Here is a 17206-nt window from a genome sequence, read left to right as displayed (position 1 = left end):
TCATGTCACCTTTCTAATTCGTTCCCCTTTCCGTGATAGTTTTGATATATTGACTTATAACTTTTTGCAAGGATTCATAGTATGACGGAGCCTGAGCCTTCCTGGGTTGGAAGGATGGAAATACTTGAGGTGGATCAGAATCCCAGCTCGGAATTATGTGGACGTGTGTATGAAATACTACCTGACCGGAGCTAGCTCCCACGTTGGTAAGGATTCTTACTCCACTGGCCTTCAGTGCCTCCCTTATGCTCCTGGCCAAGAAGACCGTCTTTCTGGTCAACTCACACGAGATCTCAGGATCTGTAACCAGGAGATCGGCGAAGTGTCTGTTAGGCATGACCAGGGTATGGCCTGGAGTTATGGGATATTTGTCCAATATGGCCGACACGTGCTCATCCCTGTAGACAAAGTATCCAGGTTCCCTGCCACCCAGGATATTACAGAACAAACACATAAGGATGATTAAAAAGATGCCGTTTTAAGTGTTGAGGTGATCACCTCGAGTCGGCCCTATTCGCCTGCTGAACTGTTATGGGAGTTTTGAATCCTTGGGAGAGGAGAAACGCCCCCAGGGCTGGGGAGAAGAGATAGACCATGAGGTGGAAGCCCGTATAACCTAGAAAGCTCGTGGTCATAATCACGAGGTAACCTGTGGCCAACTCCTGTAACCCTTTTCCTAACGCCATCACGATACCTGCAACAGAGAGAGACAGTGAGACCAGGGTTATGAGCAAATCTGAGGGGCTCACGAACACTATTCCCAAGGTAGACGGTATCACCATATCCATTATCATCTGGAGAAATCTGTTCCTGATTAGTTCCAATATGAACGGAAGGAAGGAGAGAACTACAGCGAAACCGAGGACATCTGAGATCAGTCCCCTCTTTCCTATCTTCTTCTGAGATAAAACCACTGTAAAGAATGAAACTGAGGCTAAAAGGAAGAGGAGGGCTGTTGGAAAGGAGAGTCCTCCCACGTGAAGGGTCAGCAGAACATATGGATAGTAACTGTAAAGGGAGAGGGCGAAGATGGGTAGGAGTGAGAGGAGATAAACGTTCCTGAGTATCCTCAGCGAACTCACTATGAGGGCGGAGGACAATATCACAGAAAATATGACGAGCCAAAACCATACTATAGTAGTGTTATACCCATCCCAGAATACTGGCACTACAGTGGAGAAGAGGAGTATTACCCCCACGGGCAGTAAAAGTCTCTCAGATCGGAAAGAGAGGAAGGCATATATGAGGAAAGAAGTGAGGTATAGAAATAGTCCGAAGGTCCCAATCACAGCCAGATACGATAAGAAAGGAGCGTGCATGGGAAGTGGGAGAAGGGCGAAGAGGGTTTGCCTGAACATGAATTGTAGTACAGAACCCAAGAGCAGTAAAAATATTACTTGCCTTCGTATATCCATTCTCCTTACCTCCTGTAAACCAGATATAAGACTAGGAGTGCTATCACGGCGATGATCACGCCAGCTATCGTCACGTCTAGAGTGACGTTGGGAGCGGAAGCACTTGTAGGGGTCGCAGTGGAGGTATTAGTGGTGTTGGTTGCGGGAGTTGGCGTAACAGTGCCGGGAGATTGGGGGCTTACGTAAAGGGTTAGGAATCCTGAGGTTATGGACTTATCGAAGAGCGTTTCTCCAGCCTTGCCCTGCCAAACAGCAAAGGCTACGTCATATTCTTTCCCTACCTGGAACTGTGGTTCGTAGTTTGCCAAGGCCTGCGGAACCTGCATGGGTCTGACGAACTCTACGACCCAGTACCCGTTCTCCCACTTGGCCCCAGTCCATATGTAAAATAGGGACCCGTTAAGCCCTGAGGACTGCACTGGGGGATACCAGAATCCCGCCGTATCCACCTCGTAAAGTCCGCTCTGGTTAGTGTAGAGCGGCACGGCAAAGCCGTGGTCCTTATAGTCCGTGTAATTCAGCCCAGTAATACTCTCGTTCTGCCACATGTTTATCTGGAACGCCGGATCAGAGGTGGAGTTCCACGTCGCCCCTGATACCCACATCCATATATTGGCTGGGCCCGACGAGAGGGATCCTCCCACCTTGGTTATTGTGAATCCATCAAAGTTTTCGTTGGCATAATCACCGCCTATGTTCATACAGTTACTTGGGTTGGTCTCTGTCCCCATGTACCACATTATGGCTGTCCTGTCTGGATAGTAGTACGTTGAGTTAACGTAATAGCCATAAAAGAGGCCGTAGTTTGTGAATAACCATTGGAAACCTCTGTTATCTGGTACCAGGATCCTCCCATCAGGTAGTACCGTAATGGAAGTTTCATTGGGTAGTGGGAGAGTAAGCCCGCTGTAGCTGAGAACTATCCTCCCCTGATATTCGGTGTTATTCACGTAGGATATATAGCCGGTGTAGTTCTTCTCAATGGAGTACGTAACGCCGGGTACCAATTCCTGTAGGTCTGCGACACCATTGAGCGTAGTCTTGGAGAGAAGAGATGCAGGTACGAAAGCTGCAGGCGATGCAGACCAGGTGTTAACTGCTGGGTTGGGAGCGGGCCACTGCTCCAGTACGAGCATATCGGTTCCATTCCACGCAGCCTTGACTAGAAGATAAGGTGTAATCCCGGATGTGGGTACTCCCTGAAGATTCGCAGTGAGCGAGACGTTGACCCAAGGTATGTTTTGCCAGAAGGACTCAGATCCTGGATCCCCCAAGTTGGTGGTTCCTTGGACTTTGTAGGCCACTATCTGAGGAGTGGTCTGACCTACTGGCAATTCCACAAAAATGGATGAGAAGGATACGACTAGGGAGGCCAACACCAGGAGGTAAGGCACCTTCCTAACTAGTTTGTCATTCATTAAATTGAACTTGACGTCGTTAATATTAAGCCTAAAGTGTTGGACTCTTGTCCTGAAATTTAGGTTAGAGACCAACGGGAGTTTATAATTTAAAAAATTAAATTTCGAATGAAAACTTCTTATATATGCCCTTCTCTAGAAGCAATTCTATTACGTGCTTCCCCTTGGACACCTGCCAACCTAGATCTAGGATAAGTGAGGATCCCCTAATCTCACTCCTATACTCCATCACCGGCTGCCTGTCTATGTTGACCGCTAAGATGCTCCCGTTCTTTATCTCCGACTCTGCAGGAATAACGAGTTTCATTAGAGAAATGATTTTGGTAAGTCCTTAAATAAAGCGGAGCACTCGGTGATATTGATGTCTCCATACTACCTGTTATTCCTCTTTGCCATATCGTTCATCTCTAACGCGACACCATTCTTCGGCTCTCCCTACACCGTTATCGCCACAACGATCCTGTTGAGCCTAGGGATTAACGCCGAAAACTTCCTTGAGGCTGTCTTGATCACTGGGTTTGGAGCTGCCACAGCTAAGTCCGTGATGTACGCCCTAGGATACGGTGTAGGTAGTAAACTGAAGTCTAACAGAAACGTTCAATTCTTCCACAGAGTGATGAGGGGAAGATCCCTTTACTTGACTGTCTTCATTACAGCAATTCTCCCCTTCTTTCCCTTTGACGACTTCGTGTTCCTCATGGGTGGGGCTGGGAGGGCACCACTACTCAAGATGCTCCTAGTCACCTTGGCCTCAAAGGTCGCAAAGAGTTGTATCGAGATAGGCCTAGAGGCGTTGGGACTGATACAGGTAGGGAGATTCACTGACGTTTCTCCTGTCATCTTGGGGGTTATCTCATCCGTGGTGTTCGCAGTGTTGGGGGTAGTCTTGTTTAAACTGGACTGGGAAGGTCTCTACCAAAAAGCAGAAAAGTACCTTAGGGCATTATCAGACGGTGGACAATGAGGATATACTCTGGTAAAAAATTTGAAGTGTTTGTGGAGAAAGTACAGTTGCCCAACGGGAAGGAGAGGAGGTTAGAGTACGTGAGGCACAGAGGATCTGCGGTGGTAGTTCCCAGGATACAGGACGACCTATTGATGATAAGACAATATAGGCCAGTAATATCTAAGTGGATATTGGAGTTCCCTGCAGGGAGTATAGAGGAGGGAGAGGATCCAGAGATCACAGCTAGGAGGGAGCTGGTGGAAGAAGTAGGTTATGAGGCAGGCAAACTTACGAAGTTGTTCAGCTTCTATCCTTCTCCAGGCATCTCCACGGAACTCATGCACGTCTTCCTGGCTGAAGACCTAAAGTACGTGGGAGAGAGTCCCGAGGACTATGAGGTGATAGAAACTTTCAGGGTGAACGCGGGAGAGGCTATCAAGCTCCTTGAGGAGGGTAAGATAGATGACGGGAAGACTGCCCTAGCTCTCCTCTACCTTAAGCATAGAGGATTGATAGATCTCTAACTTCCCCTGTGATGATCGGCTCTTCCCTAGTTATCCACTTCCTTGCCCTCACTTCTCTAAGTTTCTCTACCACTTCTACCCATTCAGGTAGGGAAGGTATCTCGTAAATTACCACGAACTCGTAGTCCTCGACCCCGAAGGAGTAGGTGGTGTACGACTTTATCCCCTTGTTCTTAGGGTGTTCCCTCGCCACCTTGATGTGTTCCCTCATAATGTCCTCCCTCTCATTGAAGGGCAACAGGTACCATTCCACGTCCTTCTTCATCGGATAGGCTACGAAATACCTTAGTGGTTTCTCCCTGAGTACACCTCTAGGGTCGAAGTTCCCTCCCGTGTACGGGGACGGTTTGTAGATCGAGAAGAAATAGACGCTCTCGTCCGCATAACCCCTCAATGCCGAGAGCGTACTGACCCTAAAGTCCTCTAAGGGGAGAGTGTCATCAGCCGAAAGCCAATAAATGATAGACGAGTTGGGACTCAGTGATGCGTAGGACTTGAGGGAGATAGCCCTCTCTGAGACCTGCTGCTCCACCTCCTTCAGACCAGAGAGTATCCTCGCCCTCTCTCCCCTCGAGAGACCCCACCACTGAGGGAGTAATTTCAGGGAGAATACCTCCATGAAGATCTCATTTACCATCGTTCATCAACTCCGTTGATATATCGGTGTATATTATTAACGCTTCTTCTAGAGACATCATATAACCTATGAAGTAGTTGGACAGCGACTTCTTGATTATCTCATCGAGCATCTCGTAACCGTCAGAAGTCGGTCCCTCCATAATCCTTCTCACATACTGGCTAAACTCCTCCTCATTCTCTGCCACAATTAGAAATGCCACAGGGAGAACCCTTACCCCCAAATAGACATCCCCAGAGCCGTACTCTGGGGTGTAACCCGTCAGCTCCTTGAGTATAGGCTCCTCGAGCGGATCACTCTCGAAACTTATGGAGAACTTTCTTAGGCTACCTTCGGCCTTTTGTGACAGCCTTAAGACCTCCTTGGGTAACTCATTCAGTGGCACGGCTCTGCTGCCTATTAGAACCTCCACGCCTCCACCCTCTCCCAACTTCTCCAAGTAGAGGAGAGCCCTCAAGGCCCTAGAGAGTTCTGACCTTCCTTTCACATTTACTCTCTTCTTCCTGACCTCGTTGAGAGAAGTGGAGGGGAGGAAGCCGAGGAAGTACCTGTATATCACTGCGACGTAGTACTTAGAACCGTCAGCCGTGGTTACCTCTCTGGGAGAAGGAAGGTTAGCAGAGGCCTCCCTATATACCACCGCGACGTCCTCTGATCCCACCAATGATTTCACATATGACTCGAAGTCCGTTATCTTCTCCCTTCTCTCCTCCACCAGTTGGCCCAGCTCGTTGTAAACCCTGACCGTTGGAAGATCACCAGACGAGTCCATATAGACTTGGAGGAGAGGGAAAGTGTCCTCCTTTCTCATCACTGTTGCCGCATAAATGAAGGAGGAGAACCTCACTATACCTATCACTATCCTTGCCTCAAAGTCCTCTGATATGGCAGCGTGCTTGGAGGCCGCCAACGCCAACCTTTCAATGTCGTACCATGCGTCGCTGAGTACTAAGTTATTTAGATCCTGAGACTCTTCATCGCCGTACCTCACCACAACCGCCTCAGCGTTGAGCTCCTCAGCTACCTCCTCTATGACCTCCCTTATGAGGGCTCCGATCTGCGGGATGGGAGGCAATATATAATGATCCCCACCATCAAGGCTCTTGTATACGTGTATCCCGTTGTCCTGCAGGGAGATGGTTAGTATATCTTTCTCGGATCCTGATCCGTCTATCAGTGAGCACTTTATCCTGGGCACTTTTGGGTCCGAGTATACCTGTAAAATACTCAATTTCCCTACCTTTGCTATTATCGTTTCTCGGCTAAAGTACAAAAACCTTTTCAGTAGAAATTGAAGAGTGGACTCCAGAAGGATAATAATAACAGGTAGGCCCGGAGTTGGAAAGACCACCCTAGTAATGAGGGTGTTGGAGGCCCTCGAGAGAGGCGGGATAGCTACGGGAGGTTTCTACACTAAGGAGATCCGGAGAGGAGTACAAAGAGTAGGGTTCTCCCTCACAGTGATAGGAGGACCTAGTGTAACCTTAGCCAGCATGGATACTCCCTCTAAGGTAAGGGTGGGGAAGTATTATCTCCAGCAGCAGTTATGGGAATCTTAGGGAGGTAATACGGGAAAGTCGGTATTAGCGAGAAGTTTTTATTTTTCGACGTCTTCCTGCTGAAAAGATGCTGAACGGAAAAGGACAAATCGAGTTGGCTAGGGAGAGGCTGGTCAAGGCGGTCAACCAGGTTCTGGGCGTGGTCAGGAGGAACGGGAGGAGCAGGAAGGTCGGGTTGGCACTCGTCTTGATGGTCCTGCTAGGTGGGAGGTCCAGCGTGAGGAACGCGGCCGAGACGTTCGGGTTGGACTACGCAAACCTGCTGGAGGCGTTGGGAGAACTCGACGACGCGTGGAGGGACTACCTGGAGGTCCTGTCGGGGCCGGTGAAGGGTCAGGTGGCCGTCATCATAGACGACACCGTGGACCACAAGGAGTACTCCAGGGGGAGGGACGTGAGCCCCCACGGGAACTACTGGATCTACTGCCACGCCCACCGGAGGTTCGAGAGGGGCGTGCAGCTCCTCACGGTCGCCATAGTGGACCTCTCCACGGGCAGGACGTTCATGGTGGGAGCCTTCCCCTACGCCGTGAGGAAGATGTTGGACTTGAGGATGGTCACCGAGTTCAAGACCAAGATCGAGATGGCCAGGGAGATGTTGGACGTGCTCAAGGGGTACTTCCGCGTGTCCAGGGTAGTCTTCGACTCGTGGTACTGGTCAGAGAAGCTCGTGAAGGAGAACGTGGTGTCTGAGCTCAAGTCCAACCGGAGGCTCCTCAGGGTCGAGTCGGCCCAGGGGACCCTCGAGGAGGTGGAGGGACACCTCCGAGTGGGGGACCTACCCCCCGGAGTCTACTACGCCGACCTGACCCTGGGAGACCGAGTGGTTACGGTAAAATTGCTAGTCCGGGAATATAAACGTGACTCCGGGACACACGTGAAGTGCCTCTACACGACCGACCTCTCGCTCAGCGAGGAGGAGATCGAGGAGGCATGGAGGATGAGGTGGGAGATCGAGGAGCTCCACAGGGACGTCAAGGCCCTTGGACTGGAGGACTCCTCGTTCTGGAGGAGGGAGAGGCTTCAGGGCTACCTCGCGATCTTCACCATCATGACCAACGTCGTCAGGGAGCTGGTGGGGGCTCTTAACCTGAGGAGCGTGGAGGCGTTCCTCAGGTTCGTTGAACGTCATTTAGGCGGACCGCCGGGGCTGATGAAAATCTTTAAGTTACGTTAAAGTCCCATAACTGCTGTCTCCAGGATGTGAGCGGAGTATTACCTGAGCTGGAGGAGAGCCTCTCGAGGGCCGAAGTGCTCGTGATAGATGAGGTGGGACCCATGGAAATGGCTATCCCTGAACTAAAGGCAGTAATAGACAGGGTTCTAAGAGATGAGAGACCCTCACTCCTCACCGTCCACAGGAGTCTGAAGGTGGAAGGGAGAGTCTTCGAAGTTACAACAGAGAATAGGAACAGATTGCTATGGGAGATCCTCAATGAGCTCAGGAAAGCTTTGGGAACTGCGAGAGGAAGTGCTGTCCTGTAACCTGTGCCCCAGACTCAGGGCTTACTCCTCTTGGGTCGCTAAGGAGGGGAAGAGGTTCAAGGAGGAGTACTGGGGAAAACCGGTGCCAGGCTTCGGTGACGCTGAGGCCAAGTTAGCCATCGTAGGTTTGGCACCCGCAGCCCACGGCGGGAACAGAACAGGAAGGCCCTTCACGGGAGACGAGACCGGGAGATGGGTCATAGGCGGACTTTACCAACTCGGTCTCTCCAACCTGAAAGAGGGAAAGTTTAGGGGAGATGGATTGGCCTTAAGGGGAGTGTTCCTCACCAATACCGTGCTTTGCGCGCCTCCCCAGAACAGAGTTAGGAGGGAGGAGGTAGCCAATTGTTCCAGATACCTCAGGGAGACCCTGAGGTCGCTACCAAAGCTCAGGGTAGTGTTAACCCTTGGCTCGGTGGCCTTCAACGCCGTTGCAGAGGTGTTAGGAATCGACTCCAAGTTTGCTCACGGTACCCTGATCCATGCAGGGGAACTTATCCTTATGTCCAGCTATCACCCCAGCCCACTGAACACCAGAACTGGGAGGTTGTCCTGGAACCAATGGATCGAGATACTGAGACATGCTTGGAAGTTGGCCTCAGGAGGGTACGAGGACTAGGGTCATCTGTGGGTCCCCTATCTCAAACTCCTTCCACGAATAACCAGAGTAAACTCCCACGACCCTGAAACCGGCCCTCCTGACCATGCTGAAGACCTCATGGAGACTGTAATACCTCTGGGTGTACTTTAGTTGTCCCACTTCCCTCCCCCTCTGATCTATGTACTTCCTGTGAACCTGAAGCCTGGAGGTCGTGGGTTCGAACTTGGAGGTGTCTATGACCATGTACGGTGGGACGTAGGAATAGTATACCTCCGGCCAGTTGAAGATAACGTAGTCCCTGTTGTCCAAGTTGATCACGGCAACTCCTCCAGTGACTTGCCTTATGGACTTCATTATCTCCAGGTCGTCTTCCTCCCCGTAGTAACCCAGGCTATTGAAGATGTTTATGACTACATCGAACCTATCTCCTTTCAGAACCTCGGGAAGTCTTCTCATGTCCCCCTTTATAAACGTAGCACCGCCCACGTTTTTCCTGGCCAACTGGATCATCCTCTCGGAAATGTCTATCCCCACGACGCTGAAACCCATGTTCACCAGGAAGTTGGCCACCCTCCCAATACCACAGGGCACGTCCAAAACTCTGTTGCCCACGCCCAACCTCTTCGCCAGTTGATATACCCATTCCGCCCACTTCCTCCCCTCCTCCCAGACCTTAACCATCTCGGAAATGTAAAAGTCGCTCTCAAATATCTTGAGGGTCTCCTCCCCCAAAGTTTATCACATGTGATTTTTGGCCTACACATAATAAAAAAGTAGGGGAATGCGAACAGTCGTTCCGATCAGAGGCCTGGACCCACCAATATCAACGGGAGCAACACTGGTACGAGGAGGGTTAGAACGACTCCGCTCATCATGGCACTCACTGAGTATTCCGCACCTAGAAAAGTGGAATAAAGACCCAGCGTCGTGTCCATTGAGGTTGCCCCACCTACTGCTATGGCTGAGTAAGGATTAGGCTTAGCCTTGAAGAGAGGTGGTATCATTAGAAAGGTGAGTTGTTCCCTAAAGAAGTTGGCCAGGAACCCCACAAGACCGTAAATTGGGCCGTAGTAACTACTTACCAAAGGACCCGTGTAGCTATACCAACCAGATCCTAGCATGACTACTAAGGATAGTCTCAGTGACGGGAGTAGACCCAGTGCAGAGGAGATGAGAGCAGATATCACTCCTCCACCAATCACGACCAGGATAGAGAAGAGAGCACCCTTAGATAGAGTTACGAGCATTCTCAGCTTGAGGTCGGACCCCATGTTTATCCCGACAACTACTGCCAGGAAGTAAAGTTCGTAGTTGACAAGGCTATCGAAAGGAATTTGAGGTCTCATCAGATAGCCCACGAGCAGGCCCAAGAGGAGAGGCAGGCCGTACTTCAGCTGGGCGTCTAGAATCCTTCCGTGACCCCTGGGGTGAACTTTTCCAGGGATGGCCAGTCCCACCACGTAAGTAACGAGTACAACTACAAGGGCTAGCAAGAGCGATATTCCTACCACGTTAATCAGGGTCGTGGCCGAAATTATTGTAGTTCCTCCCCACAGCGATATGGAGAAAATCAGTCCAACTACTGTTGCATCCACGACCCTCCCAGGACGTAGCCCTGTGACCTTTCCTATCAGGAGGGAGACCAGGTAAAGTGAGATGAAAGCTAAAGAAAAGTCCACAATATTGGAGACTTTAACCGGTTTATATTATTTTCATTGAAACCAGGTTCCTAGATATGGAGTAGAGTTGCCTTGAACCCTGTCTCATGTTTATCACTAGTCCAGACCTTTCTAGGAGGTCCAGGTGATACCTGACCGTGGAGTAGTTCAAACCCAACCGCTTCGATATCTCGTAAGCCGTGGTAGGTCCGTTGCCTAGTATTTCCAGAATCTTTTTTCGGGTCTCCCAACCCCTCCCGTTCACCACGTCATCTATTTTAGCCATCATATGCTAAACTGCTCCCTGTATATCTTAACCCTACGCTATTGAATGGAAATTAAAACTAGTTGAAAGTCAGATTTATTCAATGGAACGCCCGTGAAACTACATTAATTTGTAAAAATATGATCCCTCAACTAAAATGGCATGGCCCTATATATCCATTTAACTAGATTAAATAAAAGATACGCTACAATTACAGCCAATACTATGAAATAAAAATTACCATGTAAGATTAGGAGGAGGGAGATAAACAAAGCTAATGGTATGAAACTCTTGTTTGCAGAGAGACCGACTATGGAGAGGGCGATGGCTCCAAGAATAGCTACTGGAATAAAGATGGAGAGAATGAGTAGTAAAATAATGAGAATGAAGAGTATCGGCCAATACTGAATTTTCTGTGTAATCACAACAAATGTTCAATACGGTAGAATTTAAACATTAGAGATTCCTCAAGACCTCATGAAATTCCCTAATGTGGTCCCTAAAGCTACTGAACCGCCTCGAAAGCCTCACCTCATCAAGGGTTATGTCCCCCAACAGTCTGGACTCCTCCATGATTGGGGCCTCTGCTGTGACTTTACCACGCGGGGACATGAAGAATGATCCGCCCCAAAAGAATTCTTCCTCCTGGGCTCCCACCATGTTGGAGAATACCGTCCACACCCCATTCATGAGGGAGTGTGCTCTAAGGAGGGATTGCCAACTAACTTGAATGTCCAAAGGCTGAGATAGCCTCCTAACTGGAGAGGCTGAAGGTACAAATACTAAATCGGCCCCCATCCTCGCGAGAGCCTCTATGGGTTCTGGGTGCCAAGCATCCTCACAGATTACCACCCCGAAGTTAACGTCCCTGATCCTGAAGGTGACCAAATCCCTCTTAGGATCCCCAGGCTGAAAGTACCTCCTCTCCTCAAACAGCCCGTAGGTGGGAAGGAAAAACTTGGGAACATAGGTTAGTTTGCCGTCCACGACTACCCCTGCCGCGTTCCAGATTATTCCCGGTCTCACCTCAGCGAGAGTGCCAAAGATGGCGCATCTCCCCTCCTCTGAGAGTTTCTCCGAGTAACGTTGAGCCTCAGCAACTAGTTCATACACCAGGTCCCGGAGGACGTAACCAGTCAGGGAGAGCTCTGGAAAGACTACGCAGTCTGCCGTGGAGCTCCTGAGCTCCGATGCATGAAGTTCGTAATTATCTCGGATTTTTCCCAGCCTTGACTTAATTTGTACTATCTCCACCTTCACGCCCATGCCCTAGGATACCTCCAGTCGGAGTTGATGGCTCTCCCTGAGAGCCTGAATATCTCTGGTGGCAACCTCTTATGCTGAGATCTCATCACGAGCTCGTCTACCCTCCTGACCAGGGAGATGTCTACTCCTAATTCCTTAGCTACCTCCTCAGGCCCCTTCATCTCCTCAAACCTGGAGTAGAGGATTGCGTCTGCCACCTCGTAGCTCAGCCCGAGCTCACCCTCAGCTGTTTGTCCCTCCCATAATGCAGGGGAACTGGGCTTAGTGACTATCTTTTCAGGGACGCCCAGATGTCTTCCAAGTAGCCTAACCTGGGTCTTGTAGAGATCTCCTATTGGAAGAACGTCCACTCCACCGTCACCGTACTTGGTGAAGTAACCTAGAAGAATCTCAGACTTGTCCCCAGTACCTATCACCAGATAATCCAGCTTCTGGGCGAAGGCGTACAGTAAGGTCATCCTTATCCTCGCCTTCGCGTTCCCCAAAACCAATGGATCCTCACTCTTAACCCTCGACCCTACTTCCCTCACTATGCCGTCTATCTCTACAACCTCCCTCTTATCTCTCCCCCCCAACATCTCAGTCAGCTCCAAGGCGTCCTGAACGTCTCTAGCAGGGGTCGACGATGAGGGTAAGAGGAGGAAGAAGTAATTGTGGGTGGCCCTACTCAGGAGCGTTGCAACTACTGCAGAATCTATTCCTCCGCTCACTCCCACTATTCCACCCTTCTTCCCGCTCTCTGCAATATACTCCCTCAGACGCTTAACTAGATATTCAGCTACGATATCGTAGTTCAGATTAAATAAATGGGAGAGTTTTTGTTGTAGGTCCATGTGTTATAATCTTTTTGTCAAAAATTAAAGCCGTTGTCAACAGTTTCCGATAAGCTGTTAAAGTGTGGTCGCACAGGATGCGAACGGGTTTCCCGAACTGTGTGGCTATGACCTCAAGATGGAGGGTTCCCCCAACGGATAGTGAAACTCCGTTGGGCGGAGTTGTCCCGATAAAGGGCTGAATCCTTTCTCACGTTAATAGAAATCTTTTTATATCTGTTTATAACAAATTTTTGTTGATAAATAATGATCTCTCACACCGATGTGGGCTATGCCCAAAAGGGTGGGAGTGATTGCAGAGATGTGAGCCCCGTGCCGTTGGGCTCGAAGGAGTCCCATGACCCACCTACAGTAAGTAGGTGGTTGAGGGCTAAGTCCCTATACTCGATCATGATTGAACATAAAATGAGTGAAATGAGAGCGTAGGGACAAACGGTTGCATGGGTTTTCCCAGACTCAGGTGAAGCCCAAGGACTGAGGGTTGGACAGGAGTTCAAATTTCAATGAGGCCCCATCAGTCCTCAACTTAAACTCGTCCTCTCGCAGTAGTCCAAAATCTCGTGGATTATTGCTAGAACGTTGGACAACACGTTGAGATGATTCCTCAGGAATTGCCTTCCACCGTCGGTAGGGGTATAGTATGTCCTGCCCTCCCTAAGGTAGGAGTTAAGTAGTCCGTTCTTCACCATCCTCTTCAGGGTCGTGTATATGAGGCCCTGAGGGACGTTCCTCCTGTGTAGTTCGTCCACCTTCCTTTTCAGTTGGTATCCGTACATGTCACCATGTTTGCAAAGGATGTAAATGATTATAACTTGCAATAGTCCCCTGATTATCATCATCCTCGGAAATTCCCTATAGCTCATGTGACCCACCTACAGGCATCAGGATCTCTACGACGAGGAGTTAATTAACTGTAACCCTGATAATTAAAATTACCTCGAAAAATATAGAAATAGAACGAAAACAATCATTAATAATTAAAGCATGAATCATCCTGACGTGCATTCATCATCCTTCAGCAAAGACCAATCTAATCATCCTTTACACGCTAGGGTATTCCTTAGAGGAGTTAAAAAGGGTGAGACTAAATAATTTCGAGTTGATGATCCTCAGGTGTCACCCTTGACCCTCTCTCCGTAATCTCCAATTAACAGGTCACCCTACAGCGTCGACGTTACGGGATGGTGCTTGAGGTTTAAATACTAAAGGTCACTAAGAACCTCGATGGTGGAAAGATCTAGATCCCAGAAGGTTTACGGAGGTTACGAGAAGGCACCCAATAGGGCCTTCCTTAAGGCCATGGGCCTCAACGATGAGGATTTGTCCAAGCCACTAGTGGGAATAGCCGTGGCGTGGAGCGAGGCAGGACCTTGTAATATACATCTCCTAGGTCTATCCCAGGTCGTAAAGGAAGGTGTGAGGGAGCTGGGAGGTACTCCGAGGACCTTCGTAGCCCCAGTCGTGATAGACGGTATAGCCATGGGAAGCGAAGGGATGAAGTACTCCCTTGTGAGCAGGGAGGTGATAGCTAACACCGTTGAACTTTCCGTGAACGCCCACGGATACGACGGTTTCGTAGCGTTAGGAGGATGCGACAAGACTCAGCCAGGGCTCATGATGGCTATGGCCAGACTAAACATCCCCTCAGTTTACATGTACGGAGGTACCACACTCCCCGGGAACTTCAAGGGAAAGCCCATAGCCATAGGGGACGTGTATGAGGCCGTGGGGGCCTACACGGCAGGTAAGTTGACTGCGGAAGATCTAAGACTCATGGAGGATAAGGCAATTCCCGGGCCGGGAGCGTGTGGAGGACTGTACACAGCCAACACCATGGCAATTCTCTCTGAAGCCTTGGGGCTGTCCCTACTTGGGAGCGCCTCCCCGCCTGCAGTGGACAGTGAGAGGGTTAGATACGCCAAGGAGACTGGGTTGGCATTAATGAGGGCCATGGAGACGGGGCTCAAACCTAGGGACATACTCACGTTTGAGGCCTTCGAGAACGCCATCGCGGTCCTCATGGCGAGCGGAGGATCCACCAACGGAGTGCTTCACCTACTGGCCATAGCCCACGAGGCTGGAGTGAACCTATCACTTGACGACTTTGATAGGATCGGGAGGAAAGTACCTGAGATAGTCAACATGAAGCCTGGAGGGGAATTCGTGATGGCTGACCTACACCAGGTTGGCGGTGCCCCCCTAATCCTGAAGAAACTCCTTGACGCCAACTTGCTTCACGGAGAGGCACTGACGGTAACCGGGAAGACCCTAGCCCAAGCCCTGTCTGAATATAAGCTCCCCAGCGTGAGGCACGACCATGTGGTCAGAGACGTCACTTCTCCGTTCATGCCAACTGGTGGGATAAGAGTCCTTAAGGGAAACCTCGCACCTGAGGGAGCAGTGGTCAAAGTCTCTGCCAGTAAGATAAAGTATCATAGGGGACCGGCCGTGGTCTTCAATTCAGAGGAGGAGGCCTTTAGGGCCGTCCTCGAGGACAAGGTGAAGAGCAAGGATGTGGTGGTAATAAGGTATGAGGGGCCTAGAGGAGGACCCGGCATGAGGGAGATGCTGGCAGTGACCAGTGCCATCGTCGGTAAGGGTTTGGGCGAGGAAGTGGCGTTAGTTACAGACGGGAGGTTCTCTGGAGCTACGAGAGGGTTAATGGTAGGACATGTAGCACCAGAGGCAGCAACAGGCGGCCCCATAGCATTGCTACAGGACGGAGACGTCGTAATCATTGACGGCGGAACCGGTAGATTGGACGTTGAGGTGAGCGAAAGTGAACTTAAGAGGAGAGCCAAGGACTGGAGTCCTCCAGAACCTAGGTACAAGACAGGCCTCCTGGCGCAGTACTCCAAACTTGTGACCTCCTCCGCTAAGGGAGCCGTGCTACTTTGATTCGATAATCCTTTTTTCCCCAGTTGACCATAGAGAAGTTATGGTATCTCAGGAGAGAGTCAAGTTATATTTCATTCTGCTGGTGGTCAATGTAACAGTCCTCTTTGCTGTGTCAGCTATACCGACCAATCCCCAAATGGGGCAGCAGATACTGAACTCTTTGAACTCCACAGTCTCAAGTAACCAAGGAATAGTGGGCATGGGCACCTCCATCGCTGGGCACAACTTCTTCCTGTCCCTATTCATGTCATTCCCCTTCATCGGGATCCCTGTGGGGCTCTTCATATTGGCAGATACCGGTTACGCCTTCTCGGCCATAGGTTCCTACAGGGGAGTGCCAGGTGTAGTCTTGCCTGGAATTGAGGCCTTTCTACCCTTCTTTTGGTTGGAGTTCATATCCTATACGGCCATGATGACCGAGAGTTTCTTCATGACTAAGGCTATTCTGGACGGTTCATGGAGGAGGGAACTCAACACCTACCTGATAGTTGTAGGTGTAGTTGCGATAATACTTACAATAAGTGGGTTTATAGAATCATCTTTTATTTCTTTAGGAGTCTAAACTGTAGAACTTAAACGGTAAAAGTAAGTTTATATTCTACAAGTGCTAAAGACTCTGGATACTTATGAGGAGAACCCTAAAGGCGGCCATACTGGGGGCCACTGGCCTGGTAGGAATAGAGTACGTCCGAATGCTGGCCGACCACCCTTACATAAGGCCAGCCTACCTAGCGGGAAAGGGATCCGTGGGAAAGCCTTACGGAGAAATAGTGAGGTGGCAGACCATAGGATCAGTACCTAAAGGTATAGCTGACCAAGAGGTGAAGCCCACGGATCCAAAGCTCATGGACGATGTGGATATAGTGTTCTCTCCCCTTCCCCAGGGTGCTGCGGGACCTGTGGAGGAGCAGTTCGCTAAGCTGGGATTCTACGTCATAAGCAACTCCCCAGACCACAGGTTCGATATGGACGTACCCATGATGATACCAGAAGTGAACCCGCACACCGCCTCCCTCATAGACGAACAGAGGAGGAGGAGGGACTGGAAAGGTTTCATTGTGACCACCCCCTTGTGTACTGCCCAGGGCGCCTCAATTCCCCTTGCTCCGATATTCATGAACTTCAAGATGAACGGCGTGATGTTGACTACCATGCAGTCGCTCTCTGGTGCAGGCTACCCAGGTATAGCCTCCCTAGATATAGTCGACAACGCCCTACCGTTAGGGGACGGATACGACGCCAAGACTGTGAAGGAAGTCACCAGGATCCTGAGCGAAGTGAGGAGGCGGATTCAGGATCCCCCCCTGGAGGAGGTGACTCTCGACGCTACTACCCACAGAATAGCCACAATACACGGTCACTACGAAGTGGCGTACGTGACCTTTAAGGAGGACACGGATGTCCACAAGGTGAAGGAGGCCATGGAGGGGTTCATTGGTGAACCCCAAGAACTTAAGTTACCTTCTGCGCCTGAGAGGCCCATACTGATTACAGATCAAGACGCCAGACCACAGGTGTTCTTCGACAGGTGGGCTGGTAACCCTCCGGGTATGAGCGTAGTTGTCGGAAGGCTCAAACAGGTCAACAGGAGGACAGTGAGGTTCGTCTCTCTCATACACAACACCGTGAGAGGGGCAGCTGGAGGAGGCATACTCACGGCGGAACTCCTGGTGGAGAAAGGGTATATAGACAAAAGGTAGA

At 50.2% G+C, this 17206-nt stretch carries 22 protein-coding genes and 1 pseudogene; 11 read left to right on the top strand and 12 right to left on the bottom strand.

Annotation, left to right across the window (positions count from 1 at the left end):
* Window positions 1–13 precede the first annotated feature (13 nt).
* From METMK1DRAFT_RS05485 to METMK1DRAFT_RS05470, 4 genes are all read right to left on the bottom strand, one after another.
* Window positions 14–454: an HIT family protein gene (locus METMK1DRAFT_RS05485; RefSeq protein ID WP_009071541.1), complete on the bottom strand. Its 441-nt coding sequence runs from the start codon at window positions 452–454 to the stop codon at window positions 14–16.
* Window positions 455–494: 40 nt separating this feature from the next.
* A complete protein-coding gene (locus METMK1DRAFT_RS05480) occupies window positions 495–1415 on the bottom strand; it encodes a hypothetical protein (protein WP_009071540.1) in 921 nt (306 codons plus the stop codon).
* A gap of 5 nt (window positions 1416–1420) precedes the next feature.
* Window positions 1421–2833, bottom strand: coding sequence for a cytochrome b558/566 subunit A (gene cbsA, locus METMK1DRAFT_RS05475; RefSeq protein ID WP_048087663.1), 1413 nt, complete (start codon window positions 2831–2833; stop codon window positions 1421–1423).
* Window positions 2834–2930: 97 nt separating this feature from the next.
* Entirely contained in the window at window positions 2931–3140 is a 210-nt protein-coding gene (locus tag METMK1DRAFT_RS05470; RefSeq protein WP_009071538.1) for a hypothetical protein, read from the bottom strand.
* A gap of 54 nt (window positions 3141–3194) precedes the next feature.
* On the opposite strand from METMK1DRAFT_RS05470, the gene METMK1DRAFT_RS05465 reads away from it, so the two are divergent.
* Both METMK1DRAFT_RS05465 and METMK1DRAFT_RS05460 read left to right on the top strand, forming a co-directional pair.
* Window positions 3195–3797: a hypothetical protein gene (locus METMK1DRAFT_RS05465; protein WP_009071537.1), complete on the top strand. Its 603-nt coding sequence runs from the start codon at window positions 3195–3197 to the stop codon at window positions 3795–3797.
* Window positions 3794–4303, top strand: coding sequence for an NUDIX hydrolase (locus METMK1DRAFT_RS05460; RefSeq protein WP_009071536.1), 510 nt, complete (start codon window positions 3794–3796; stop codon window positions 4301–4303). The genes METMK1DRAFT_RS05465 and METMK1DRAFT_RS05460 overlap by 4 nt, the downstream gene beginning before the upstream one ends.
* Here METMK1DRAFT_RS05460 and METMK1DRAFT_RS05455 read toward each other — a convergent pair.
* The gene (locus METMK1DRAFT_RS05455) at window positions 4275–4940 is read right to left on the bottom strand and encodes a chlorite dismutase family protein (protein WP_009071535.1); all 666 of its coding nucleotides are present in this window, start codon (window positions 4938–4940) and stop codon (window positions 4275–4277) included. The genes METMK1DRAFT_RS05460 and METMK1DRAFT_RS05455 overlap by 29 nt on opposite strands.
* Window positions 4930–6138 carry a hypothetical protein gene (locus tag METMK1DRAFT_RS05450; protein WP_172634115.1) on the bottom strand — a complete coding sequence of 403 codons (1209 nt, stop codon included), beginning with the start codon at window positions 6136–6138 and terminating at the stop codon, window positions 4930–4932. The genes METMK1DRAFT_RS05455 and METMK1DRAFT_RS05450 overlap by 11 nt, the downstream gene beginning before the upstream one ends.
* A gap of 100 nt (window positions 6139–6238) precedes the next feature.
* On the opposite strand from METMK1DRAFT_RS05450, the gene METMK1DRAFT_RS05445 reads away from it, so the two are divergent.
* From METMK1DRAFT_RS05445 to METMK1DRAFT_RS05430, 4 genes and pseudogenes are all read left to right on the top strand, one after another.
* Window positions 6239–6499, top strand: a complete 261-nt coding sequence (locus METMK1DRAFT_RS05445; protein WP_009071533.1) for a nucleoside-triphosphatase — start codon at window positions 6239–6241, stop codon at window positions 6497–6499.
* A gap of 70 nt (window positions 6500–6569) precedes the next feature.
* Complete coding sequence (locus tag METMK1DRAFT_RS05440) at window positions 6570–7676, top strand: transposase (protein WP_082230023.1); 1107 nt, start codon at window positions 6570–6572, stop codon at window positions 7674–7676.
* 23 nt (window positions 7677–7699) lie between these two features.
* Window positions 7700–7984: pseudogene (locus METMK1DRAFT_RS05435) on the top strand (nucleoside-triphosphatase); the annotation flags it as partial.
* Window positions 7935–8603 (top strand): uracil-DNA glycosylase, encoded by a 669-nt coding sequence (locus METMK1DRAFT_RS05430; protein WP_009071530.1) that lies wholly within the window; start codon window positions 7935–7937, stop codon window positions 8601–8603. The pseudogene METMK1DRAFT_RS05435 and the gene METMK1DRAFT_RS05430, both read left to right, overlap by 50 nt.
* On the opposite strand, the gene METMK1DRAFT_RS05425 is transcribed toward METMK1DRAFT_RS05430, so the two are convergent.
* The 3 genes from METMK1DRAFT_RS05425 to METMK1DRAFT_RS05415 all read right to left on the bottom strand — a co-directional run bounded on the left by METMK1DRAFT_RS05425 (window position 8583) and on the right by METMK1DRAFT_RS05415 (window position 10532).
* Window positions 8583–9317 (bottom strand): class I SAM-dependent methyltransferase, encoded by a 735-nt coding sequence (locus METMK1DRAFT_RS05425; protein WP_009071529.1) that lies wholly within the window; start codon window positions 9315–9317, stop codon window positions 8583–8585. The genes METMK1DRAFT_RS05430 and METMK1DRAFT_RS05425 overlap by 21 nt on opposite strands.
* A gap of 68 nt (window positions 9318–9385) precedes the next feature.
* Complete coding sequence (locus METMK1DRAFT_RS05420; protein ID WP_009071528.1) at window positions 9386–10264, bottom strand: LysO family transporter; 879 nt, start codon at window positions 10262–10264, stop codon at window positions 9386–9388.
* Between the two features lie 22 nt (window positions 10265–10286).
* Entirely contained in the window at window positions 10287–10532 is a 246-nt protein-coding gene (locus METMK1DRAFT_RS05415; protein WP_009071527.1) for an ArsR/SmtB family transcription factor, read from the bottom strand.
* Window positions 10533–10790: 258 nt separating this feature from the next.
* Between METMK1DRAFT_RS05415 and METMK1DRAFT_RS19450 the strand changes: the two genes are divergently transcribed.
* Window positions 10791–10916: a hypothetical protein gene (locus METMK1DRAFT_RS19450; RefSeq protein ID WP_281034081.1), complete on the top strand. Its 126-nt coding sequence runs from the start codon at window positions 10791–10793 to the stop codon at window positions 10914–10916.
* Window positions 10917–10964: 48 nt separating this feature from the next.
* On the opposite strand, the gene METMK1DRAFT_RS05405 is transcribed toward METMK1DRAFT_RS19450, so the two are convergent.
* Together METMK1DRAFT_RS05405 and METMK1DRAFT_RS05400 are read right to left on the bottom strand one after the other, a co-directional pair.
* Window positions 10965–11774 carry a nitrilase-related carbon-nitrogen hydrolase gene (locus tag METMK1DRAFT_RS05405; RefSeq protein WP_009071525.1) on the bottom strand — a complete coding sequence of 270 codons (810 nt, stop codon included), beginning with the start codon at window positions 11772–11774 and terminating at the stop codon, window positions 10965–10967.
* Window positions 11765–12607, bottom strand: coding sequence for an NAD+ synthase (locus METMK1DRAFT_RS05400; RefSeq protein WP_009071524.1), 843 nt, complete (start codon window positions 12605–12607; stop codon window positions 11765–11767). Before METMK1DRAFT_RS05400 ends, METMK1DRAFT_RS05405 begins: the two co-directional genes overlap by 10 nt.
* 246 nt (window positions 12608–12853) lie before the next feature.
* Between METMK1DRAFT_RS05400 and METMK1DRAFT_RS05395 the strand changes: the two genes are divergently transcribed.
* On the top strand, window positions 12854–13033 hold the full coding sequence (locus tag METMK1DRAFT_RS05395) for a hypothetical protein (protein ID WP_009071523.1): 180 nt from the start codon (window positions 12854–12856) through the stop codon (window positions 13031–13033).
* Between the two features lie 95 nt (window positions 13034–13128).
* On the opposite strand, the gene METMK1DRAFT_RS05390 is transcribed toward METMK1DRAFT_RS05395, so the two are convergent.
* Window positions 13129–13470, bottom strand: a complete 342-nt coding sequence (locus METMK1DRAFT_RS05390) for a PadR family transcriptional regulator (protein WP_009071522.1) — start codon at window positions 13468–13470, stop codon at window positions 13129–13131.
* A gap of 361 nt (window positions 13471–13831) precedes the next feature.
* On the opposite strand from METMK1DRAFT_RS05390, the gene ilvD reads away from it, so the two are divergent.
* From ilvD to asd, 3 genes are all read left to right on the top strand, one after another.
* On the top strand, window positions 13832–15505 hold the full coding sequence (ilvD, locus tag METMK1DRAFT_RS05385) for a dihydroxy-acid dehydratase (protein ID WP_009071521.1): 1674 nt from the start codon (window positions 13832–13834) through the stop codon (window positions 15503–15505).
* Between the two features lie 40 nt (window positions 15506–15545).
* Window positions 15546–16067 (top strand): hypothetical protein, encoded by a 522-nt coding sequence (locus tag METMK1DRAFT_RS05380; RefSeq protein ID WP_009071520.1) that lies wholly within the window; start codon window positions 15546–15548, stop codon window positions 16065–16067.
* A 64-nt stretch (window positions 16068–16131) separates the two neighbouring features.
* Window positions 16132–17205: an aspartate-semialdehyde dehydrogenase gene (asd, locus tag METMK1DRAFT_RS05375; RefSeq protein ID WP_009071519.1), complete on the top strand. Its 1074-nt coding sequence runs from the start codon at window positions 16132–16134 to the stop codon at window positions 17203–17205.
* Window position 17206 lies beyond the last annotated feature (1 nt).

The organism is Metallosphaera yellowstonensis MK1, from assembly GCF_000243315.1.
Lineage (GTDB): Archaea > Thermoproteota > Thermoprotei_A > Sulfolobales > Sulfolobaceae > Metallosphaera > Metallosphaera yellowstonensis.
This window is presented reverse-complemented; position numbering and strand designations above follow the sequence as displayed.